Origin of the sequence: Mangrovicoccus algicola (genome assembly GCF_014903745.1) — a bacterium.
Lineage (GTDB): Bacteria > Pseudomonadota > Alphaproteobacteria > Rhodobacterales > Rhodobacteraceae > Mangrovicoccus > Mangrovicoccus algicola.
On the sequence record NZ_JACVXA010000005.1, the window covers coordinates 70,513 to 86,196 of the forward strand.

The 15,684-nt window shown below is 69.7% G+C and carries 15 protein-coding genes; 4 read left to right on the top strand and 11 right to left on the bottom strand.

What is annotated here, in order from left to right:
* Nucleotides 1–2: 2 nt before the first annotated feature.
* From rseP to pyrH, 6 genes are all read right to left on the bottom strand, one after another.
* Nucleotides 3–1,337, bottom strand: a complete 1,335-nt coding sequence (gene rseP, locus ICN82_RS02515; protein WP_193179266.1) for an RIP metalloprotease RseP — start codon at nucleotides 1,335–1,337, stop codon at nucleotides 3–5.
* 39 nt (nucleotides 1,338–1,376) lie between these two features.
* Entirely contained in the window at nucleotides 1,377–2,552 is a 1,176-nt protein-coding gene (gene dxr, locus ICN82_RS02520; RefSeq protein WP_193179267.1) for a 1-deoxy-D-xylulose-5-phosphate reductoisomerase, read from the bottom strand.
* A gap of 3 nt (nucleotides 2,553–2,555) precedes the next feature.
* Complete coding sequence (locus ICN82_RS02525) at nucleotides 2,556–3,359, bottom strand: phosphatidate cytidylyltransferase (RefSeq protein WP_193179268.1); 804 nt, start codon at nucleotides 3,357–3,359, stop codon at nucleotides 2,556–2,558.
* Complete coding sequence (gene uppS / locus ICN82_RS02530) at nucleotides 3,356–4,108, bottom strand: polyprenyl diphosphate synthase (RefSeq protein ID WP_193179269.1); 753 nt, start codon at nucleotides 4,106–4,108, stop codon at nucleotides 3,356–3,358. The genes ICN82_RS02525 and uppS overlap by 4 nt, the downstream gene beginning before the upstream one ends.
* 60 nt (nucleotides 4,109–4,168) lie before the next feature.
* On the bottom strand, nucleotides 4,169–4,738 hold the full coding sequence (gene frr, locus ICN82_RS02535; protein ID WP_193179270.1) for a ribosome recycling factor: 570 nt from the start codon (nucleotides 4,736–4,738) through the stop codon (nucleotides 4,169–4,171).
* A gap of 102 nt (nucleotides 4,739–4,840) precedes the next feature.
* Nucleotides 4,841–5,578 carry a UMP kinase gene (gene pyrH, locus ICN82_RS02540; protein WP_193179271.1) on the bottom strand — a complete coding sequence of 246 codons (738 nt, stop codon included), beginning with the start codon at nucleotides 5,576–5,578 and terminating at the stop codon, nucleotides 4,841–4,843.
* Between the two features lie 107 nt (nucleotides 5,579–5,685).
* Between pyrH and miaA the strand changes: the two genes are divergently transcribed.
* The 3 genes from miaA (at nucleotide 5,686) to ICN82_RS02555 (ending at nucleotide 9,022) form a co-directional block, all read left to right on the top strand.
* On the top strand, nucleotides 5,686–6,567 hold the full coding sequence (gene miaA / locus ICN82_RS02545; protein WP_193179272.1) for a tRNA (adenosine(37)-N6)-dimethylallyltransferase MiaA: 882 nt from the start codon (nucleotides 5,686–5,688) through the stop codon (nucleotides 6,565–6,567).
* 124 nt (nucleotides 6,568–6,691) lie between these two features.
* Nucleotides 6,692–7,216, top strand: coding sequence for a hypothetical protein (locus ICN82_RS02550; protein ID WP_193179273.1), 525 nt, complete (start codon nucleotides 6,692–6,694; stop codon nucleotides 7,214–7,216).
* A 168-nt stretch (nucleotides 7,217–7,384) separates the two neighbouring features.
* Complete coding sequence (locus ICN82_RS02555; protein ID WP_226898235.1) at nucleotides 7,385–9,022, top strand: ABC transporter substrate-binding protein; 1,638 nt, start codon at nucleotides 7,385–7,387, stop codon at nucleotides 9,020–9,022.
* An 11-nt stretch (nucleotides 9,023–9,033) separates the two neighbouring features.
* Here ICN82_RS02555 and ICN82_RS02560 read toward each other — a convergent pair whose 3' ends face one another.
* The 5 genes from ICN82_RS02560 to purB form a co-directional block, all read right to left on the bottom strand.
* Entirely contained in the window at nucleotides 9,034–9,813 is a 780-nt protein-coding gene (locus ICN82_RS02560; RefSeq protein ID WP_193179274.1) for an enoyl-CoA hydratase-related protein, read from the bottom strand.
* Between the two features lie 68 nt (nucleotides 9,814–9,881).
* Nucleotides 9,882–10,346, bottom strand: a complete 465-nt coding sequence (locus tag ICN82_RS02565) for a cytochrome c-type biogenesis protein (protein ID WP_407943741.1) — start codon at nucleotides 10,344–10,346, stop codon at nucleotides 9,882–9,884.
* A 5-nt stretch (nucleotides 10,347–10,351) separates the two neighbouring features.
* Nucleotides 10,352–12,322: a heme lyase CcmF/NrfE family subunit gene (locus ICN82_RS02570; RefSeq protein ID WP_193179276.1), complete on the bottom strand. Its 1,971-nt coding sequence runs from the start codon at nucleotides 12,320–12,322 to the stop codon at nucleotides 10,352–10,354.
* Between the two features lie 365 nt (nucleotides 12,323–12,687).
* Nucleotides 12,688–13,731: a flagellar motor switch protein FliG gene (locus ICN82_RS02575; RefSeq protein ID WP_193179277.1), complete on the bottom strand. Its 1,044-nt coding sequence runs from the start codon at nucleotides 13,729–13,731 to the stop codon at nucleotides 12,688–12,690.
* Between the two features lie 143 nt (nucleotides 13,732–13,874).
* On the bottom strand, nucleotides 13,875–15,179 hold the full coding sequence (purB, locus tag ICN82_RS02580; protein WP_193179278.1) for an adenylosuccinate lyase: 1,305 nt from the start codon (nucleotides 15,177–15,179) through the stop codon (nucleotides 13,875–13,877).
* Between purB and ICN82_RS02585 the strand changes: the two genes are divergently transcribed.
* A complete protein-coding gene (locus ICN82_RS02585; protein ID WP_193179279.1) occupies nucleotides 15,170–15,670 on the top strand; it encodes a DUF6314 family protein in 501 nt (166 codons plus the stop codon). The genes purB and ICN82_RS02585 overlap by 10 nt on opposite strands.
* Nucleotides 15,671–15,684 lie beyond the last annotated feature (14 nt).

Genomic DNA, 15,684 nt, shown 5'->3' on the forward strand with positions numbered 1-15,684 from the left:
GCTCAGCAGAAGATGTCGTTGGTCAGCGCGAAGGCCATCAGCGCCAGGACCAGCGCCAGCCCCCCCGCCATCAGCGCCCGCAGCGCCCGGTCCGACGGCGGCCGGCCGGCCACGGCCTCATAGGCGAAGAACACCAGGTGGCCGCCATCGAGGACCGGGATCGGGAAGAGGTTCATCAGCCCCACCGCGGTGGACAGGACGGCGAGGAACCAGATGAAGCTGTCCAGCCCCTGGCTGGCCGCCGCCCCCGAAGTCTCGGCGATGCCGATCGGCCCCGACAGGTTGCACGAGGAGATCGCGCCGGTGATCATGTGCCACAGGCCCGACAGGCTCTGCTCTACGATGAACACCACCTGCCCCGCCCCCATGGACACTGCCGCCCCCAGCCCCGGGCTTTCGGTCACCGGCTCGAAGAACAGCCCGCCCGTGACGCCGATCAGGTAGCGCGTCTCGAAGCCGCCATCCGCGGCGGGCAGATCGGTCTGGCGCGGCGTCAGTTCGGCCTCGAAACGCGCGCCGTCGCGCCATATCTCCAGATCCAGCGGCGCGCCTTTCGAGGCTGTCACCGCGCTGCGCAGATCCTCGAAGGCCGCGACGGGGGCCCCGTCGACCGTGCGGATGACATCCCCGGCGCGCAGCCCCGCCTCCTTGGCGGCGGATTTCGGGCTGACCGAGGAGACCAGCGGCGGATAGGGATAGGGCCCCTGCGCCTCGACCTCGCGGCCGTCGCGCAGCACCGTGTAGGGCAGCTGCGGCACCACCGGCAGATCGGCGACGAAGGCCTCGAACCCCTCCAGCGCGGGGACATCGGCGCCGTCGATGCGCAGCAGCTGGTCGCCCGGCTGCAGCGTCTGGCTGTCGGCGGGCATGGGCCGCAGGCTGTCGATGGTCAGCGGATCGCTGGCCTGGCCCTGCCACAGGATCACCCCGGAAAACAGCAGCACCGAAAGCACGAAATTGAAGACCGGCCCCGCCGCCACCGTGGCCGCGCGCGCCCAGAGCGGCGCGGCATGCATCGTGCGCCGCAGGGTCGCGGCATCCATCTGCTCCAGGTTGCCATCGTGCCCCGCGCTGGCCGGATCGGCATCGCCGAGGAACTTGACGTATCCCCCCAGCGGCAGCGCCGAGATCTGCCACAGCGTCCCGCGCCTGTCGCGCCAGGAGGCGATGCGCGGCCCGAAGCCCAGGCTGAACACCTCCGCATGGATGCCCGACCAGCGGCCAACGATGTAATGGCCGTATTCATGGATGGCCACGATCACGGACAGGGCGACCACGAAGGCGGCGACGGTCCAGATGAGATTGCCGAATTGAGGGATCAGCCCGATCAGGTCCAAACGTCTGCCTTCCTTGTCATCATGTCTGCCCGCAGCGCGTCAGCGCGCGGCCTGGTCCAGGCGCAGCGCGTCATCCGCGCTGTCCCGGGCAATCTGGTCGACGCGGCGCACCTCTTCAAGGGTCACCGCCCCCGCCAGCGCGGCGGCCGCCTGCAGCCGTTCCAGCACCCGCTCCACCAGCTCCGCCATCTCGGTGAAGCGCAGCCGTCCGGCGATGAAATGATCCAGGGCCCGTTCCTTGGCGCCGTTGAAGGCTGCCCCGTGCAGCCCGCCCGCCGCCATGACCTCGCGCGCGAGGCGCAGCGCGGGATAGCGGGTCTCGCAGGCGGGGCGGAAGCTGAGGCTGCCCAGGCGCACGAAATCCAGCCGCTCCACGGGCAGCGCGCGGCGCGCGGGCCAGTTCAGCGCGAAACCGATGGCATGGCGCATGTCCGGCGCGCCCAGATGCGCCAGGATCCCGCCATCGTTATGGGCCACCATGGCGTGGATGATGCTCTCGGGATGGACGACCGCCTCGATCCTGCGCGGGTCGATGCCGAAGAATTCGCGCGTCTCGATCAGCTCCAGCGCCTTGTTGAACATCGAGGCGCTGTCGATGGTGATGCGCTGGCCCATGTCCCAGTTGGGATGGCTCGACGCCTCCGCCGGGGTGGCATCGCGCAGCCGGTCCAGCGGCCAATCGCGGAAGGCGCCGCCCGAGGCAGTGATGATCACCCGTTCCACGCTGGCCATGTCCTCGCCCGCCAGCGCCTGGAAGACGGCCGAATGCTCGCTGTCCACCGGCAGGATCGTGGCGCCGTGGCGACGCGCGGTCTCCATTAGAAGCGGCCCGGCGCAGACCAGGCTTTCCTTGTTGGCCAGCGCCAGCGTGGTGCCGTGGCGCAGCGCCCGCAGCCCCGGCGGCAGCCCGGCGGCGCCGACGATGGCCGACATGATCCAGTCTGCCGGACGGTCCGCCGCCTCGATCAGCGCCTGCGGTCCCGCCGCGCAGGCGAGGCCCGTCCCCGCCAGCGCGGCGCGCAGCTCCGGCAACCGCGCGGGATCGGCGGTCACCGCGATCTCGGGGCGGAATTCGCGCGCCAGCGCGGCCAGCCCGGCAATGTTCTGCCCGCCGGTCAGCGCCACGAGGCGATAGGCCTCCGGGTCGCGGCGGATCAGGTCGATCGTGCTAGCGCCGATCGAACCGGTCGCCCCGAAAATGGAAATCCGCCGCATCGCTCAGCCCCAGGGCGCAGGCGGAAAACCCACCACCTGTTCCACCATCAGGAACAGGACCGTGGCGCCCAGCATGCCGTCGAACCGGTCGAACAGCCCGCCATGGCCGGGGATCAGGTTGGAGCTGTCCTTGACGCCCGCGCGGCGCTTCAGCGCGCTTTCGGCGATGTCGCCCAGCTGCGAGGCCATCGACAGCCCGATGGACAGCCCGATCACCTCGCTGCCGCCGCCGAGGATCGCGATCGCCGCCCAGCCGGTCAGCGCCGCGCCGATCCAGCCCGCCACGGTGCCCGACCAGGTCTTCTTGGGGCTGATCTTGGGCCAGAATTTCGGCCCCCCGATCAGCCGGCCGGCGAAATAGCCAAAGACATCGGTGACGACCACGACGAGGATCAGCCAGGCCATCCAGGCCGGGCCGAAATCGCCGCGCACATGGACCAGCCCGAAGCCGGCCAGCAGGATCAGCACGGCAAAGATGGCAAAGGACATCTTGCGGTGATCCAGCCGGGAAATGCCGATGAAGGCCGGCAGGATCAGGAAGGGCACGCCCCAGCCCTCGGGCAGCAGCATCGCCAGAAGCGAGGAGACCCCCGCGACCCCGGCCAGAAGCCCCGCCTCGCCCGAGCCGCACATCCGTGCCAGTTCCCAGACCATCAGCCCGACCGCCGCCGCGACGAAGACCGCCAGAGGCAGGCCGCCGATCGCCACCATGCCCAGTCCCAGCCCGGCCATGACGAGGCCCGACAGCAGCCGCGGCCCCAGATCGGCCATCTGTGCGGAACCGCCCGGTCCGGCTGCGGGGCTCATGACAGCACGGCGCCGAAGCGGCGTTCGCGCGACCCGAACCTTGCCAGGATGCGGCCCAGCTCGGCCCGGCCGAAATCGGGCCAGTAGACCGGGGTGAACTCGAATTCGGAATAGGCCGACTGCCACAGCAGGAAATTCGACACCCGGCTTTCGCCCGAGGTGCGGATCACCAGGTCGGGATCGGGCAGGTCCGCCGTGTCGAGATAGGGGCGCAGGCTGTCGGCCCCGACCGCATCGGCCGATACCCGCCCGGCCGCCACGTCCTGGGCCAGCCGCAGCGCGGCCCGGGACAGCTCGTCGCGGGCGCCGTAATTCAGCGCGACGGTCAGATTCAGCGCGCCGTTGCAGGCCGTGGCCTCCTCAAGCCCGGCCATCATGCGGCGCAGCTTGGGATTGAGCGGCCCGCGGTCGCCGATGAAGCGCACCCGCACCCCCTGGGCCACCAGCTCCGCCGTCTCGCTGCGGATGAACTGGCGGAACAGCGCCATCAGCCCGGCCACCTCGGAGGGCGCGCGTTTCCAGTTCTCGGTGGAAAAGGCATAGAGCGTCAGATAGCGCACGCCGTGATCGGGACAGGCCTCGACCACCTCGCGGACCCGCCGCGCGCCCATCTTGTGCCCGTAGAGCCGCGGCTTGCCCCGGCCCTTTGCCCAGCGGCCGTTGCCATCCATGATGATCGCGACATGGGATGCCGGGGAATGAGAGGTGTCTTTCGCCGCCAATGGATCCTCATGCGGTGCCCGGAACATGCCTGCCCCGGGGGGCGAAGGCTCGGCCGCCTGCCGGGACAGGCCGCCACGAAACAGGTCTCAGACCTGCATGATCTCGGCCTGCTTGGCCTCCAGCGCCTTGTCGATCCCCGCGATGGAGGCATCGGTCAGCTCCTGGATCTCGTCGGCCCAGACCTTCTGGTCGTCTTCGCTCATGCCCGCGGCCTTGGCCTTCTTGATCTGGTCCATGCCGTCGCGGCGCACGTTGCGAATCGCGACCCGGGCATGTTCCGCATATTGCGCGGCCACCTTGGTCAGCTGGGTCCTGCGCTCCTCATTCAGCTCGGGGATGGGCAGGCGGATGATGGTGCCGTCGACCACGGGGTTGATCCCCAGGCCGCTTTCGCGCAGCGCCTTCTCGACCTTGCCGACCATCGACTTGTCCCAGATGTTGATCGTCAGCATCCGCGGCTCGGGCACGTTGACGGTGCCCAGCTGGTTGATCGGCGTCGAGGAGCCATAGGCATCGACATGGATCGGATCGAGCATGCTGGCGGCCGCGCGTCCGGTGCGCAGCGACAGGAATTCCTGGCGCAGCGATGCCATCGCGCCGTCCATGCGCCGTTGCAGGTCGTCAAGATCGATATCCAGGTCGTCGTCGGTCGACATAAGCGAGCAGCCTCATTCTTTGCTATCGTTGCCGGCGGGGCCCCTGCCGGAGACCGCCGGGGCGCGCCCACCGGGCGGCACGTCCGGCACAGTCGTATACGCCTAAGCGTGTACCCTTGTATAGGCCCCCTCGCCCCGCAAGATGCCGCAGAAGCCGCCCGGTTCATCCAGCGAGAACACGTAGATCGGCTTGGAATTGTCCCGCGCCAGCGCGATCGCCGAGGCATCCATGACCTTCAGGTTCCTGGTCAGGACCTCGTCATAGCTGACGCTTTCATAGCGTTTGGCGTCCTCGTGCTTGCGCGGGTCCTTGTCATAGACCCCGTCGACGCCGTTCTTGCCCATGAAGATGGCCTCGCAGCTCATCTCGTTGGCGCGCAGCGTCGCGGCTGTGTCGGTGGTGAAATACGGATTGCCGGTCCCGGCCGCGAAGATGCAGACGCGCTTCTTCTCCAGGTGGCGCACCGCGCGGCGGCGGATATAGGGTTCGGCCACCTCGTCCATGCGGATCGCGGTGATGACCCGCGAATGGATGCCGCGCGATTCCAGCGAGGACTGCATCGCCAGCGCGTTCATCACGGTGGCGATCATGCCCATGTAATCGGCGGTGGTGCGCTCCATGCCCTGGGCGGATCCCTGCAGCCCGCGGAAGATGTTGCCGCCGCCGATCACCATGCAGATCTCGACGCCCAGCTGATGGACCTTCTCGACCTCTGCGGCGATGCGCTCGACGGTGGGGGGATGCAGTCCGAAGCCCTGGTCGCCCATCAGCGCCTCTCCGGAAATCTTCAGCAATACCCGCTTGAACGTCACCGGCGTCGCTGCTTTGACATCACCCATGGCACACAGATCCTCGAAGTCCTCACTTGCCAATGGACATTGGCTGAATACCGGCGCGGGCACAACCGTCCTTCCGGTCGCGCCCGCCGGGACGGCGGAGAATCGCGGTGGATAACCCCCTGCGCGACATCGACCCCGGACGGGTGGTGCTGCTGTCGGGCTGCACCGCCTCGGGAAAATCCGCGCTGGCGCTGGATCTGGCGCGCCGCCAGGGCCGTGCGGTGGTCAATGCCGATGCGCTGCAGGTCTATGACGGCTGGCGCATCCTGACCGCACGCCCCGGCGATGAGGATCTCGCCCGGGCCCCGCACCTGCTTTACGGGCATGTCGATCACCGCGCCGCCTATTCCGCGGGAGACTGGCTGCGCGAGGTCGCGCCGCTTCTCGATGCGCGCCCCGCCCCCGTCATCGTCGGCGGCACCGGGCTGTATTTCCAGGCGCTGACCCGCGGCCTGGCCGAGATCCCCCCCACCGATCCGCAGGTGCGCGCCGCGGCGAATGCGCGGATGGCCGAGGCGGGCAACCCGGCCATGGCGGCCGAGCTCGATGCCGCGACCCGGGCGCGCATCGACCTGCGCAACCCCGCGCGGGTGCAGCGCGCCTGGGAGGTGCTGCGCCAGACCGGGCGCGGCCTGGCCGCCTGGCAGGACGAGACCGGCCCGGCGCTGCTGCCCGAGGCGCAGGCCGCCTGCGTGCTGGTCCAGGCCGGGCGCGATGCGCTCAATGCCCGCATCGACCGGCGGTTCGATGCGATGCTGGAGGGCGGCGCCTGGGAGGAGGCGCGCGCGATGGCGCCCGGCTGGGACCCGGCCCTGCAATCCTCCCGCGCGATCGGCGCAGGCGAGCTGATCGCCGCCCTGGCCGGCGAGATGACGCCTGACGAGGCGATTTCCGCCGCCAAGACCGCGACCCACCGGTATGCCAAGCGGCAAAGGACCTGGATGCGCAGCAAGATGGGCGGCTGGAGGCAGGTGGTTTCCGGAATTTAACCTCTTGTTAACATTATCGGCGTGTTATCGCCTCTATGGGGGGAGTCTGTCGGGAATCCGCGATCCGGCCTTGGCCGAATCTCCGTGATTTCCTAGTATCCTGCAAAGTTGCGAGGAAGTTCCCATGTTTGACGCACAGGGCAGTGAAAACGTATCCCATCCGCTTCGCGTCGTGCCGCTGTCCCAGCTCGCGCGGGCGGGCGGGCTCGGCCTGGGCGCGGAGCGCAGCTATATCGCGCCCGTCCTGTTCTGGATCGCCCATGGCCAGGGACGGCTCAGCGTCGGCGGCCAGCTGCGCGGCTATACCGGCCATAACGCGATCTTCCTTCCCGGAAACCTGTCCCACGGCATCGAGATCTCGCCGCGCTGCCAGGGCACGGCCATCTTCTTTGCCGAGAAGAGCATGCTGCCCTTCCCGCCCAACGAGCTGCACCTGCGGATGCAGGGCGTGCAGATGCAATCCGAAATGAATGCGCTGATCGAGGATCTGCGTCAGGAATCGCAAGGGACCAGCCCGGATCGCGACCTGGTCCTTTACCATCGCGCCGCGCTGATGCTGCTTTGGCTGAACCGCCAGGCCGGGCGCCCGCATGTGCCCAATGTCCAGGTCTCGGACATGCTGCGCGCCATAGCGCAGCCCAAGCGCTGAGCGCCGCGGCACCGGCCGCGACACCGGGGCTGCCTGCGCGCGCCGCGCAACACTTGCCCCGCCCCCCCGAACACCCCATCATCCTCCCGGACGGCCGGACCCGGCCCCGCGCGGAGCCTTCCGCCGGGCGCGCCCCGGCGTGACATCCGCGCCGCGAGGAGCCCGACGATGCGCCATTTCCGCCGCCGCCTTGCCGCCCCGCCCCGGGACGCCCTTGCCATGCTGCGCCGGGATTACGGCCAAGGCGCCATCGGGCGTCGCGAATTCCTGACCCGCGCCACGGCACTGGGCGTGGCGGCGCAGGCCTTCGGCCCGCTGGGCGCCGCGCGCGCCCAGGAGGCACGGGGCGGCAGCCTGCGCATCCAGATGCGGGTGCTGCCGCAGGGCGATCCGCGTCTGTGGGATTTCACCGAGAAATCCAATGCCTGCGCCGGGCTGCTCGACCGGCTGGTCCATGCCCGCCATGACGGGCGCATGGAGGGGGCGCTGGCCGAAAGCTGGGAAACCTCCGAGGACGCGGCCTCCTATGTGCTTCACCTGCGCCCGGGCGTGACCTGGTCGAATGGCGATCCCTTCGGCGCCGAGGATGTCCTCGCCAATTTCGAGGGCTGGTGCGATGCCGGGCTGGCGGGAAATTCCATGGCCTCGCGGCTGGCGCCGCTGATCGACCCGGGGACCGGACGCCTGCGCGAGGGGGCGGTCACGATCCTCGACCCGCTGACCCTGCGGCTGGACCTGGCCTGGCCGGACATCACGCTGATCCCCGGCCTGTCGGATTACCCGGCGGCCGTGATGCATCGCTCGGCCATCGGCGAATCTCCCCTGGACCGCCAGATCGGCACCGGCGCCTACCGCATTGCCGAATACCAGCCCGGCACGGGCGCCGTTCTGGAACGGGACCCGCAGCGGCGCCCCTGGCGCGCGGGCCAGCTGGAGCGGATCGCGTTCGTCGATCTCGGGCCCGATCCCGTGGCGATGGTGGAGGCGGCCGAGGATGGCCGCATCGACATGACCTATGACACGATCGGGGCCTATGTGCCGGTGATGGACGGGCTGGGCTGGCGCCGCTCGGAGATCGACACATCGGCCACAATCGTGCTGCGCGCCCGGCAAAGCCACGAGCTGGGCGGGTTCCGTCCCTATGCCGACCTGCGGGTGCGCCGGGCGCTGCAACTGGCCGTCGACAACGAGGTGCTGCTGGAACTGGGCTATGACGGGCGCGGGCTGGCCGCGGAAAACCACCATGTCTCGCCCCTGCATCCCGCCTATGCCGCCATCCCGCCCCAGCGTCCCGACCCGGCGCAGGCGCGGGCGCTGATGGAAGAGGCCGGGATGATGGAATACGAGCATGAGCTGGTCTCCATCGACGATGACTGGCGGCGCTTCACCACCGACGTGATGGCCGCGCAGCTGCGCGATGCCGGGTTCCGTGTCCGGCGGATCATCCTGCCCGCCGCCGACTACCACGCGGGCTGGCGCGACTTCGGCTTTTCCTCCACCAACTGGAACGCGCGCGAACTGGGGGTGCAGGCGCTGGATCTGGGCTACCGCTCGGGCGCCGCCTGGAACGAGAGCGGCTTTGCCGACCCGGAATTCGATGCGCTGCTGGACCGCGCCAAGGGCCTGCCCGGCGCGGCAGAGCGGCGCGAGGTCATGACCCGGCTGCAGCAGCGGCTGCGCGACCAGGCGGTGATCGTGCAGCCCTACTGGCGGCGGCTGATGCGCCATGTCCGCCCCGGCGTCACCGGGGCAGATCGCCATCCCAAGGACATGATCGACCTGCACGCGCTGTCGCTGGCGCCCTGAACCCCGGCGTTTCAGCGCCCCTCGAACCGGGCGGGACGCTTCTCCAGGAAGGCCATGACGCCTTCGGTGAAATCGCGCGTGCGGCCGCATTCGCCCTGAAGCTGCGCCTCCAGTCCCAGCTGCGCGTCCAGCCCGTTCTGCGTGCTGGCCCGCAGCGCCTGCTTGATCCGCGCCAGCGCCTCGGTCGGGCCCTGCGCCAGCTGCGCTGCTCGCGCCTGCCAGTGCGCCGCAAATTCCTGCGCGGGCACGGCCTTCCAGATCATGCCCCATTCCTCGGCCCGGGCGGCCGTCACCGGTTCGGCGAACAGCATCGCGCCCATGGCCCGCGCGAACCCCACCTGCCGCGGCAGCCAATAGCTGGCCCCGGCATCCGGGATCAGGCCGATGCGCGAGAACGCCTGGACGAAGACCGCGCTATCGGCGGCGATGACCACATCGGCACAGAGCGCCAGGCTGGCCCCGGCCCCCGCCGCGGCGCCATTGACCGCGGCGATCACCGGCAAGCGGCAGTCATGCACCGCCCGCAGCAGCGGTTCGTATTCGTCGCGCAGCGTCCGCTCGATATCCAGGCTGGCCGCATTGCCGCGATCCGCCAGGTCCTGCCCGGCGCAGAAGGCCTCGCCCGCCCCGGTCAGCACGATGACCCGGGCGTCGCGCTCGGCCGCCTTCAGGGCATGCAGAAGCTCCGCGCGCATCCGCACGTTCAGCGCGTTGCGCCGGTCCGGCCGGGACAGGCGGATGACCGCCACCCCCTGCGCATCCTGCTCCAGCGCGATCGTCTCGTAATCCATGGCCGTCCTCCGCCGGTCTCCTGCGCCAGACTAGCCCCGCCGCGGCGGAAGAAAAGCGCAACGCGGGGTCACGGGTCGCGATCCTGCAGGATCGCCCGGAGCCGCGCCGCCTCGGCCGTGCTGAGTTCCTCGGGCGGCGTTTCGCGCGACAGGCGGTTGCGCCGCTGATGGGCCAGCCCGATCCCGGCGCCGAGAATCAGAAGCACCGGCCCCGCGCCCCACAGGATCAGGTTCACCCCGGTCTTCTGCGGGCGCAGCAGCACATATTCGCCGTAGCGGTCGGTGACGAAGGCGATCACCTCGGCATCGCCATCGCCTGCCAGCAGCCGCTCGCGCACCAGGATCCGCAGGTCGCGCGCCAGGTCGGCATTGGATTCGTCGATGCTCTCGTTGCGGCAGACGAGACAGCGCAGCTCCTTCGACAGCTCGCGCGCCCGCGCCTCCAGCGCCGGATCGGCCAGCATTTCATCGGGCTGAACCGCCAGGACCGGCCCGGCCAGCGCGATCAGGGCCGCCGCGATCAGCACACGCATCCCGGTCATTCCGCCGCCACCGGCCGGACCGGGCGCTGCCGCGGGGCGCCTGCCGCCACGCGGAACCGCCGGTCGGTGAGGCTCAAGAGCCCCCCCAGCGCCATGATGATCGCCCCCGCCCAGATCCAGTTGGCGAAGGGTTTGACATAGGTGCGCACCGCATAGCCGCCGCCCTGCTGGGGATCGCCGATCACCAGGTAGAAGTCGCGCCAGATGCCGTTGTCGATCGCCGCCTCCGTGGTCGGCATCTGCGCCACCGGATAGACGCGTTTCTCGGGATGCAGGGTCGCAAGCGGGCGGTCGCCGTCCCAGACCGTCATCGTCGCCATGGTGGTGTAGTAGTTCGGGCCGCGCGTGTCCTCGACCGCGTCGAGGCTGATGCCGTAGCCCGCCACCTCGAAACGGTCGCCGATGCGGGCGACGCGGATATCCTCGACCTGCCAGGCGGTCATCGCGGCGATGCCGATGAAGGTCACGCCCAGCCCGGCATGGGCCACCGCCTTGCCCCAGTCGGCGCGCGGCAGATGGGCCAGCCGCCGCAGCCGCGCCTCGCCCCGCCCCGTGCGCAGCCACAAATCGCGCAGCGCGCCGAGCACGAGCCAGGTGCCAAGGGCGATGCCCGCGGGGGCCAGCGCCGACCGGCCGCTCTGCACCGCATAGGCCAGGAGCCCGGCCGCCTCCGCCAGGGCCGCCGCGGTCGCCAGCTGCGCCGCCGCGCGCCCCGCCCGCCCGCGTTTCCAGGGCAGCACCGCGCCGACGGGCAGGATCACCGCCAGCGCGATCATGAAGGGCGTGAAGGCGGCATTGAAGAAGGGCGCCCCCACGGTCAGCTTGCGCCCGAAGAGAAGCTCCGCCACCAGGGGCCAGATCGTGCCGATGAAGACCACGAAACACGCCACCGCCAGCAGCAGGTTGTTGGCCACCAGCGCGCTCTCGCGGCTGACCAGCCCGAATACCCCCTTGGAGGTCATCGCCCCCGCCCGCGCCGCGAAGAGGGTCAGCGCGCCGCCCATGAAGACGGCGAGGATCGCCAGGATGAAGACCCCCCGCTCGGGATCGTTGGCGAAGGCATGGACCGAGGTGATGACCCCCGAGCGCACGATGAAGGTGCCGATCAGCGAAAACCCGAAGGCCAGGATCGCCAGAAGGATGGTCCAGGTCTTCAGGCTCTCGCGCTTCTCCACCACGATGGCGCAATGCAGCAGCGCCGCGGTGATCAGCCAGGGCATGAAGGAGGCGTTCTCCACCGGATCCCAGAACCAGAACCCGCCCCAGCCCAGCTCGTAATAGGCCCACCAGGATCCCAGCGCGATGCCCACCGTCAGGAACATCCAGCTGACCAGCGTCCAGGGCCGCACCCAGCGGCCCCAGGCGGCATCCACCCGCCCCTCGATCAGCGCTGCAACCGCGAAGGAGAAGGTCAGGCTCAGCCCGACATAGCCGAGGTAGAGAAAGGGGGGATGGAAGGCGAGCCCCGGATCCTGCAGCAGCGGATTGAGGTCCTGCCCGTCCATCGGCGGCCGCGCCAGGCGCAGGAACGGGTTGGAGGTGAACAGGATGAAGGCGAAGAAGGCAGCCGCGATCATCGCCTGCACCGCCAGCACCCGCGCCTTCAGCCCGGGCGGCAGGTCGCTGCCGAACCAGGCGCAGAGCGCCCCGAACAGGGTCAGGATCAGCACCCATAGCAGCATCGAGCCCTCGTGGTTCCCCCAGACGCCCGAGACCTTGTAAAGCATCGGCTTCAGGCTGTGGGAATTCTCGACGACAAGCTTCAGCGAGAAATCCGAGGTGACGAAGGCATGGGTCAGGGCCGCGAAGCTGCCCGCCGTCAGCAGGAACTGCGCCGTGGCGGCGGGCACCGCCGCCGCCATCCATCCCGTCCAGCCGCGGGCCGCCCCGATGAAGGGAACCACCGCCTGGAACAGCGCGACGAAGGCGGCGAGGATCAGGGCGAAATGGCCGAGCTCTGCGATCATGGATGGGGCGCTCCTTGCCTTGTCTGCGTCCCTTCTAACCGCCGGGCCGGCCTGCGCCAAGAGCCGCCGCCCCGCGCCGGGATGCCGTCCCGCGTCGGCCGCCGCATCCGGCAGCAGCGCGGACCGGGGGCGCCCCGGCCGCGCATCGCAGGGTCCCGGCACGGATCACGGCAGGTGGCAGATGCCCGCCTGTCCCAGGCGCCGGGACCGGACATTGCGGCGCGTCCCCGATGCCGCGCGGGGCAAGGGAACATGGCCCGCCCCCGGTTCAGGCGGATCCGGACAGATCACCGGCAGCCCGGCCCGCTGCGCATGGTCACGCCGCCGCCCGCGCCCGGCACGCCCGAGGGACGGCGAGGCGCGGCCTAGGCGTCATCCTCCCCGTCGCTCAAGAGCAGAAGCTCGCCGGCCGATTCCATTTCCCGGATCGCGCCGACAATGGCGCTCATGGCCTCCTCGGCATCCTTGGCCTTGATCTTGCCGGCATCGTTGATCTCGTCGCGCAGCTGCTGCGCCATTCGCTGGGACATGTTGGACAGGATGAATTCGCCGGCCTTGGCATCCGCTCCCTGGCCGCCGCCGATGGCCGTGACCAGCACCGCCTGGTCCACCGCGCGGGTGATCTTGGGAATGTCGCGCGGATCGATCCGGGTGGGGATGTTGCCGAAGGTGAAGATCGCCTTGCGCACCTCCTCGGCAAAGCCTGCATCCTTCTCCTCCAGCCCTTCCAGCACGCCGTCGCGCGTCAGGGCGGGCGTCGAATTCAGGATCGCGCCCACGCGCTGCACCGGGCCGTCGGTGAAGGCCGCGACAGGCCGCGAGGACAGCTGCAGCGCGATGGCCGAACCGATCGTCTGCACGGTCTCGGGATCGATGGCGCTGGTCTGGGAGATGGCATAGGCGATGCGCCGCGCCCGGGCGCCATCCATCTGGCCGAGGATCTCCGCCGATTTCTGGACCGGCAGCTTGGACAGGACCACCGCCGCGACCTCCTCGCTCTCGGCATCGATCACCTCCAGCAGCCGCGCGGCATCCAGCCCGCCGATCATGCCCCAGGGATCGCGATGCACCGGAACCCCGGCCTGCTTGCGGATCCGCGCCGCGGTGGATGCGCTGATCGAGCCGTCCAGCGCATCCAGCGCCCCGGCGAGGCCGCCGGGAAAGGTCATGCCCACGGCGTCCAGCTCGGCCAGGAATTCCTCGATCACCTCGCCCAGCGACGTGTGGTCGATCTGGCGCAGGGCGCCCATCTCGTGGGTCAGCTCCTCCTGCAGGGCCTCCGGCAGGTCAGACAGGCTCAGCTCGGCGCCTTCCTGCATCAGGATGCGCACGATGATCGCCGCCTTGCGCTTCTGCGTCAGCTGCGGCGCGGCGGGATCGAGGCTGGCAAGCGAGGGCATCTGGCTCATGGGCATCCTTCCGACTTCTGCCGACGGGGTCAGCTTTGGCGGAGGCGCGTTAACAGCCGGTTTATCGCGATGGCCGAGGCGGAAAACACCGCCCCCGCCCGTGCTGTCCCGCCCCGGTCCCGCAGGGAACCGGGGCCGCCCGGTCAGCTGCCGAAGACCCGCGCGAAGATGGTGTCGACATGCTTGGTATGATAGGCCAGATCGAATTTCTCCTCGATCTCGGCGGGCGACAGCGCGGCGGTCACCTCGCCATCGGCCAGAAGCTCGGTCTTGAAATCCTTGCCCTGCTCCCAGACCTTCATCGCGTTGCGCTGCACCAGGCGATAGGCATCCTCCCGGCTCACGCCCGCCTGGGTCAGCGCCAGCAGCACCCGCTGCGACATGACCAGGCCGCGGAACTTGTTCATGTTGGCCAGCATGGTCTCGGGATAGACGACCAGCTTGTCGATCACCTGGGTCAGACGCGCCAGCGCGAAATCCAGCGTCACCGTGGCATCGGGGCCGATCATCCGCTCCACGGAGGAATGCGAGATGTCCCGCTCGTGCCACAGCGCCACGTTCTCCATCGCCGGAACCACCGACATGCGCACCAGCCGCGCCAGGCCCGTGAGGTTCTCGGTCAGCACCGGGTTGCGCTTGTGCGGCATGGCGGAGCTGCCCTTCTGCCCCTTGGAGAAGAACTCCTCGGCTTCCAGCACCTCGGTGCGCTGCATGTGGCGGATCTCGATCGCGACGTTCTCGATCGAGGAGGCGATCACGCCCAGGCAGGCGAAGAAGGCGGCATGGCGGTCGCGCGGGATCACCTGGGTGGAGATCGGCTCGGGCACCAGCCCCATCCTGGCGCAGACATGCTCCTCCACCGCCGGGTCGATATTGGCGAAGGTGCCCACCGCGCCCGAGATGGCGCCGGTGGCGATCTCCGCCCGCGCGGTCTCCAGCCGGGTGCGGTTGCGCGCCATCTCGGCATAGAACCGCGCGAAGGTCAGCCCCATCGTGGTGGGTTCGGCATGGATGCCGTGGCTGCGGCCGATGCGGACCGTATCCTTGTGCTCGAAGGCGCGGCGCTTGAGCGCGTCGAGCAGCTTGTCCATGTCGGCCAGAAGGATGTCGGCGGCCCGCACCAGCTGCACGTTGAAGGTCGTGTCCAGCACGTCCGAGGAGGTCATCCCCTGATGGACGAAGCGCGCCTCGTCATTGCCGATGATCTCGGCCAGGTGGGTCAGGAAGGCGATGACGTCATGCTTGGTGACCGCCTCGATCTCGTCGATGCGCGCGACATTGAACTCCGCGTCCTTCGCCTTCCAGACGGCCGCCGCGTTTTCCTTCGGAATGACGCCCAGCTCGGCTTGCGCATCGCAGGCATGGGCCTCAATCTCGTACCAGATGCGGAACTTGGTCTCGGGGGACCAGATGGCAACCATGTCGGGACGGGAATAGCGTGGGATCATCGTCGGACCTTTCCTGCGGCGCTTCGGCGCCCTGCCTCTACGGGGAAGAGGCCCGCGACGCAAGCCTGCCGGGCGCCGCGGCGCTGTTCACCCGCGACGGGCTGGCCGGGCGCTGGCATGTCCGCCGCCGGATCCGCGATGCCCGCGCGGGCGGCACCGCGCAGATGGAAGGCGAGGCGCGGTTCCTGCCCGACGCGGAGGGGCTGCGCTACGAGGAAACGGGCACGCTGACCCTGCCCGGAGGGCAGCGCCTGGCCTCCGGGCAGGTCTATCTGTGGCGCTTCGATCCGCTGCCGCGGGTGCTCTTTGCCGATGGCAGGCTGTTCCACCTGCTCGACCCGTCCCGCCTCCGGACCGTGATCCGCCATCTCTGCGGCGAGGACCTCTATACCGGGCGCTACCGGATGCACCCTGCCCGGTGGGAGATGCTGTGGCATGTCCGCGGCCCGCGCAAGGACCAGCTCAGCCGCATCGCCTATCGCCGCAGGTGAGCGATTCCGCACCC

Coding starts and splice junctions, on each gene's coding strand:
- ICN82_RS02525 (WP_193179268.1), bottom strand. CDS start 3,359: ATGAGCCCCGCAGCCGGACCGGGCGGTTCCGCACAGATGGCCGATCTG.
- ICN82_RS02555 (WP_226898235.1), top strand. CDS start 7,385: ATGCGCCATTTCCGCCGCCGCCTTGCCGCCCCGCCCCGGGACGCCCTT.
- ICN82_RS02550 (WP_193179273.1), top strand. CDS start 6,692: ATGTTTGACGCACAGGGCAGTGAAAACGTATCCCATCCGCTTCGCGTC.
- dxr (WP_193179267.1), bottom strand. CDS start 2,552: ATGCGGCGGATTTCCATTTTCGGGGCGACCGGTTCGATCGGCGCTAGC.
- purB (WP_193179278.1), bottom strand. CDS start 15,179: ATGATCCCACGCTATTCCCGTCCCGACATGGTTGCCATCTGGTCCCCC.
- ICN82_RS02575 (WP_193179277.1), bottom strand. CDS start 13,731: ATGAGCCAGATGCCCTCGCTTGCCAGCCTCGATCCCGCCGCGCCGCAG.
- ICN82_RS02565 (WP_407943741.1), bottom strand. CDS start 10,346: ATGCGTGTGCTGATCGCGGCGGCCCTGATCGCGCTGGCCGGGCCGGTC.
- uppS (WP_193179269.1), bottom strand. CDS start 4,108: ATGTTCCGGGCACCGCATGAGGATCCATTGGCGGCGAAAGACACCTCT.
- frr (WP_193179270.1), bottom strand. CDS start 4,738: ATGTCGACCGACGACGACCTGGATATCGATCTTGACGACCTGCAACGG.
- ICN82_RS02570 (WP_193179276.1), bottom strand. CDS start 12,322: ATGATCGCAGAGCTCGGCCATTTCGCCCTGATCCTCGCCGCCTTCGTC.
- ICN82_RS02560 (WP_193179274.1), bottom strand. CDS start 9,813: ATGGATTACGAGACGATCGCGCTGGAGCAGGATGCGCAGGGGGTGGCG.
- pyrH (WP_193179271.1), bottom strand. CDS start 5,578: ATGGGTGATGTCAAAGCAGCGACGCCGGTGACGTTCAAGCGGGTATTG.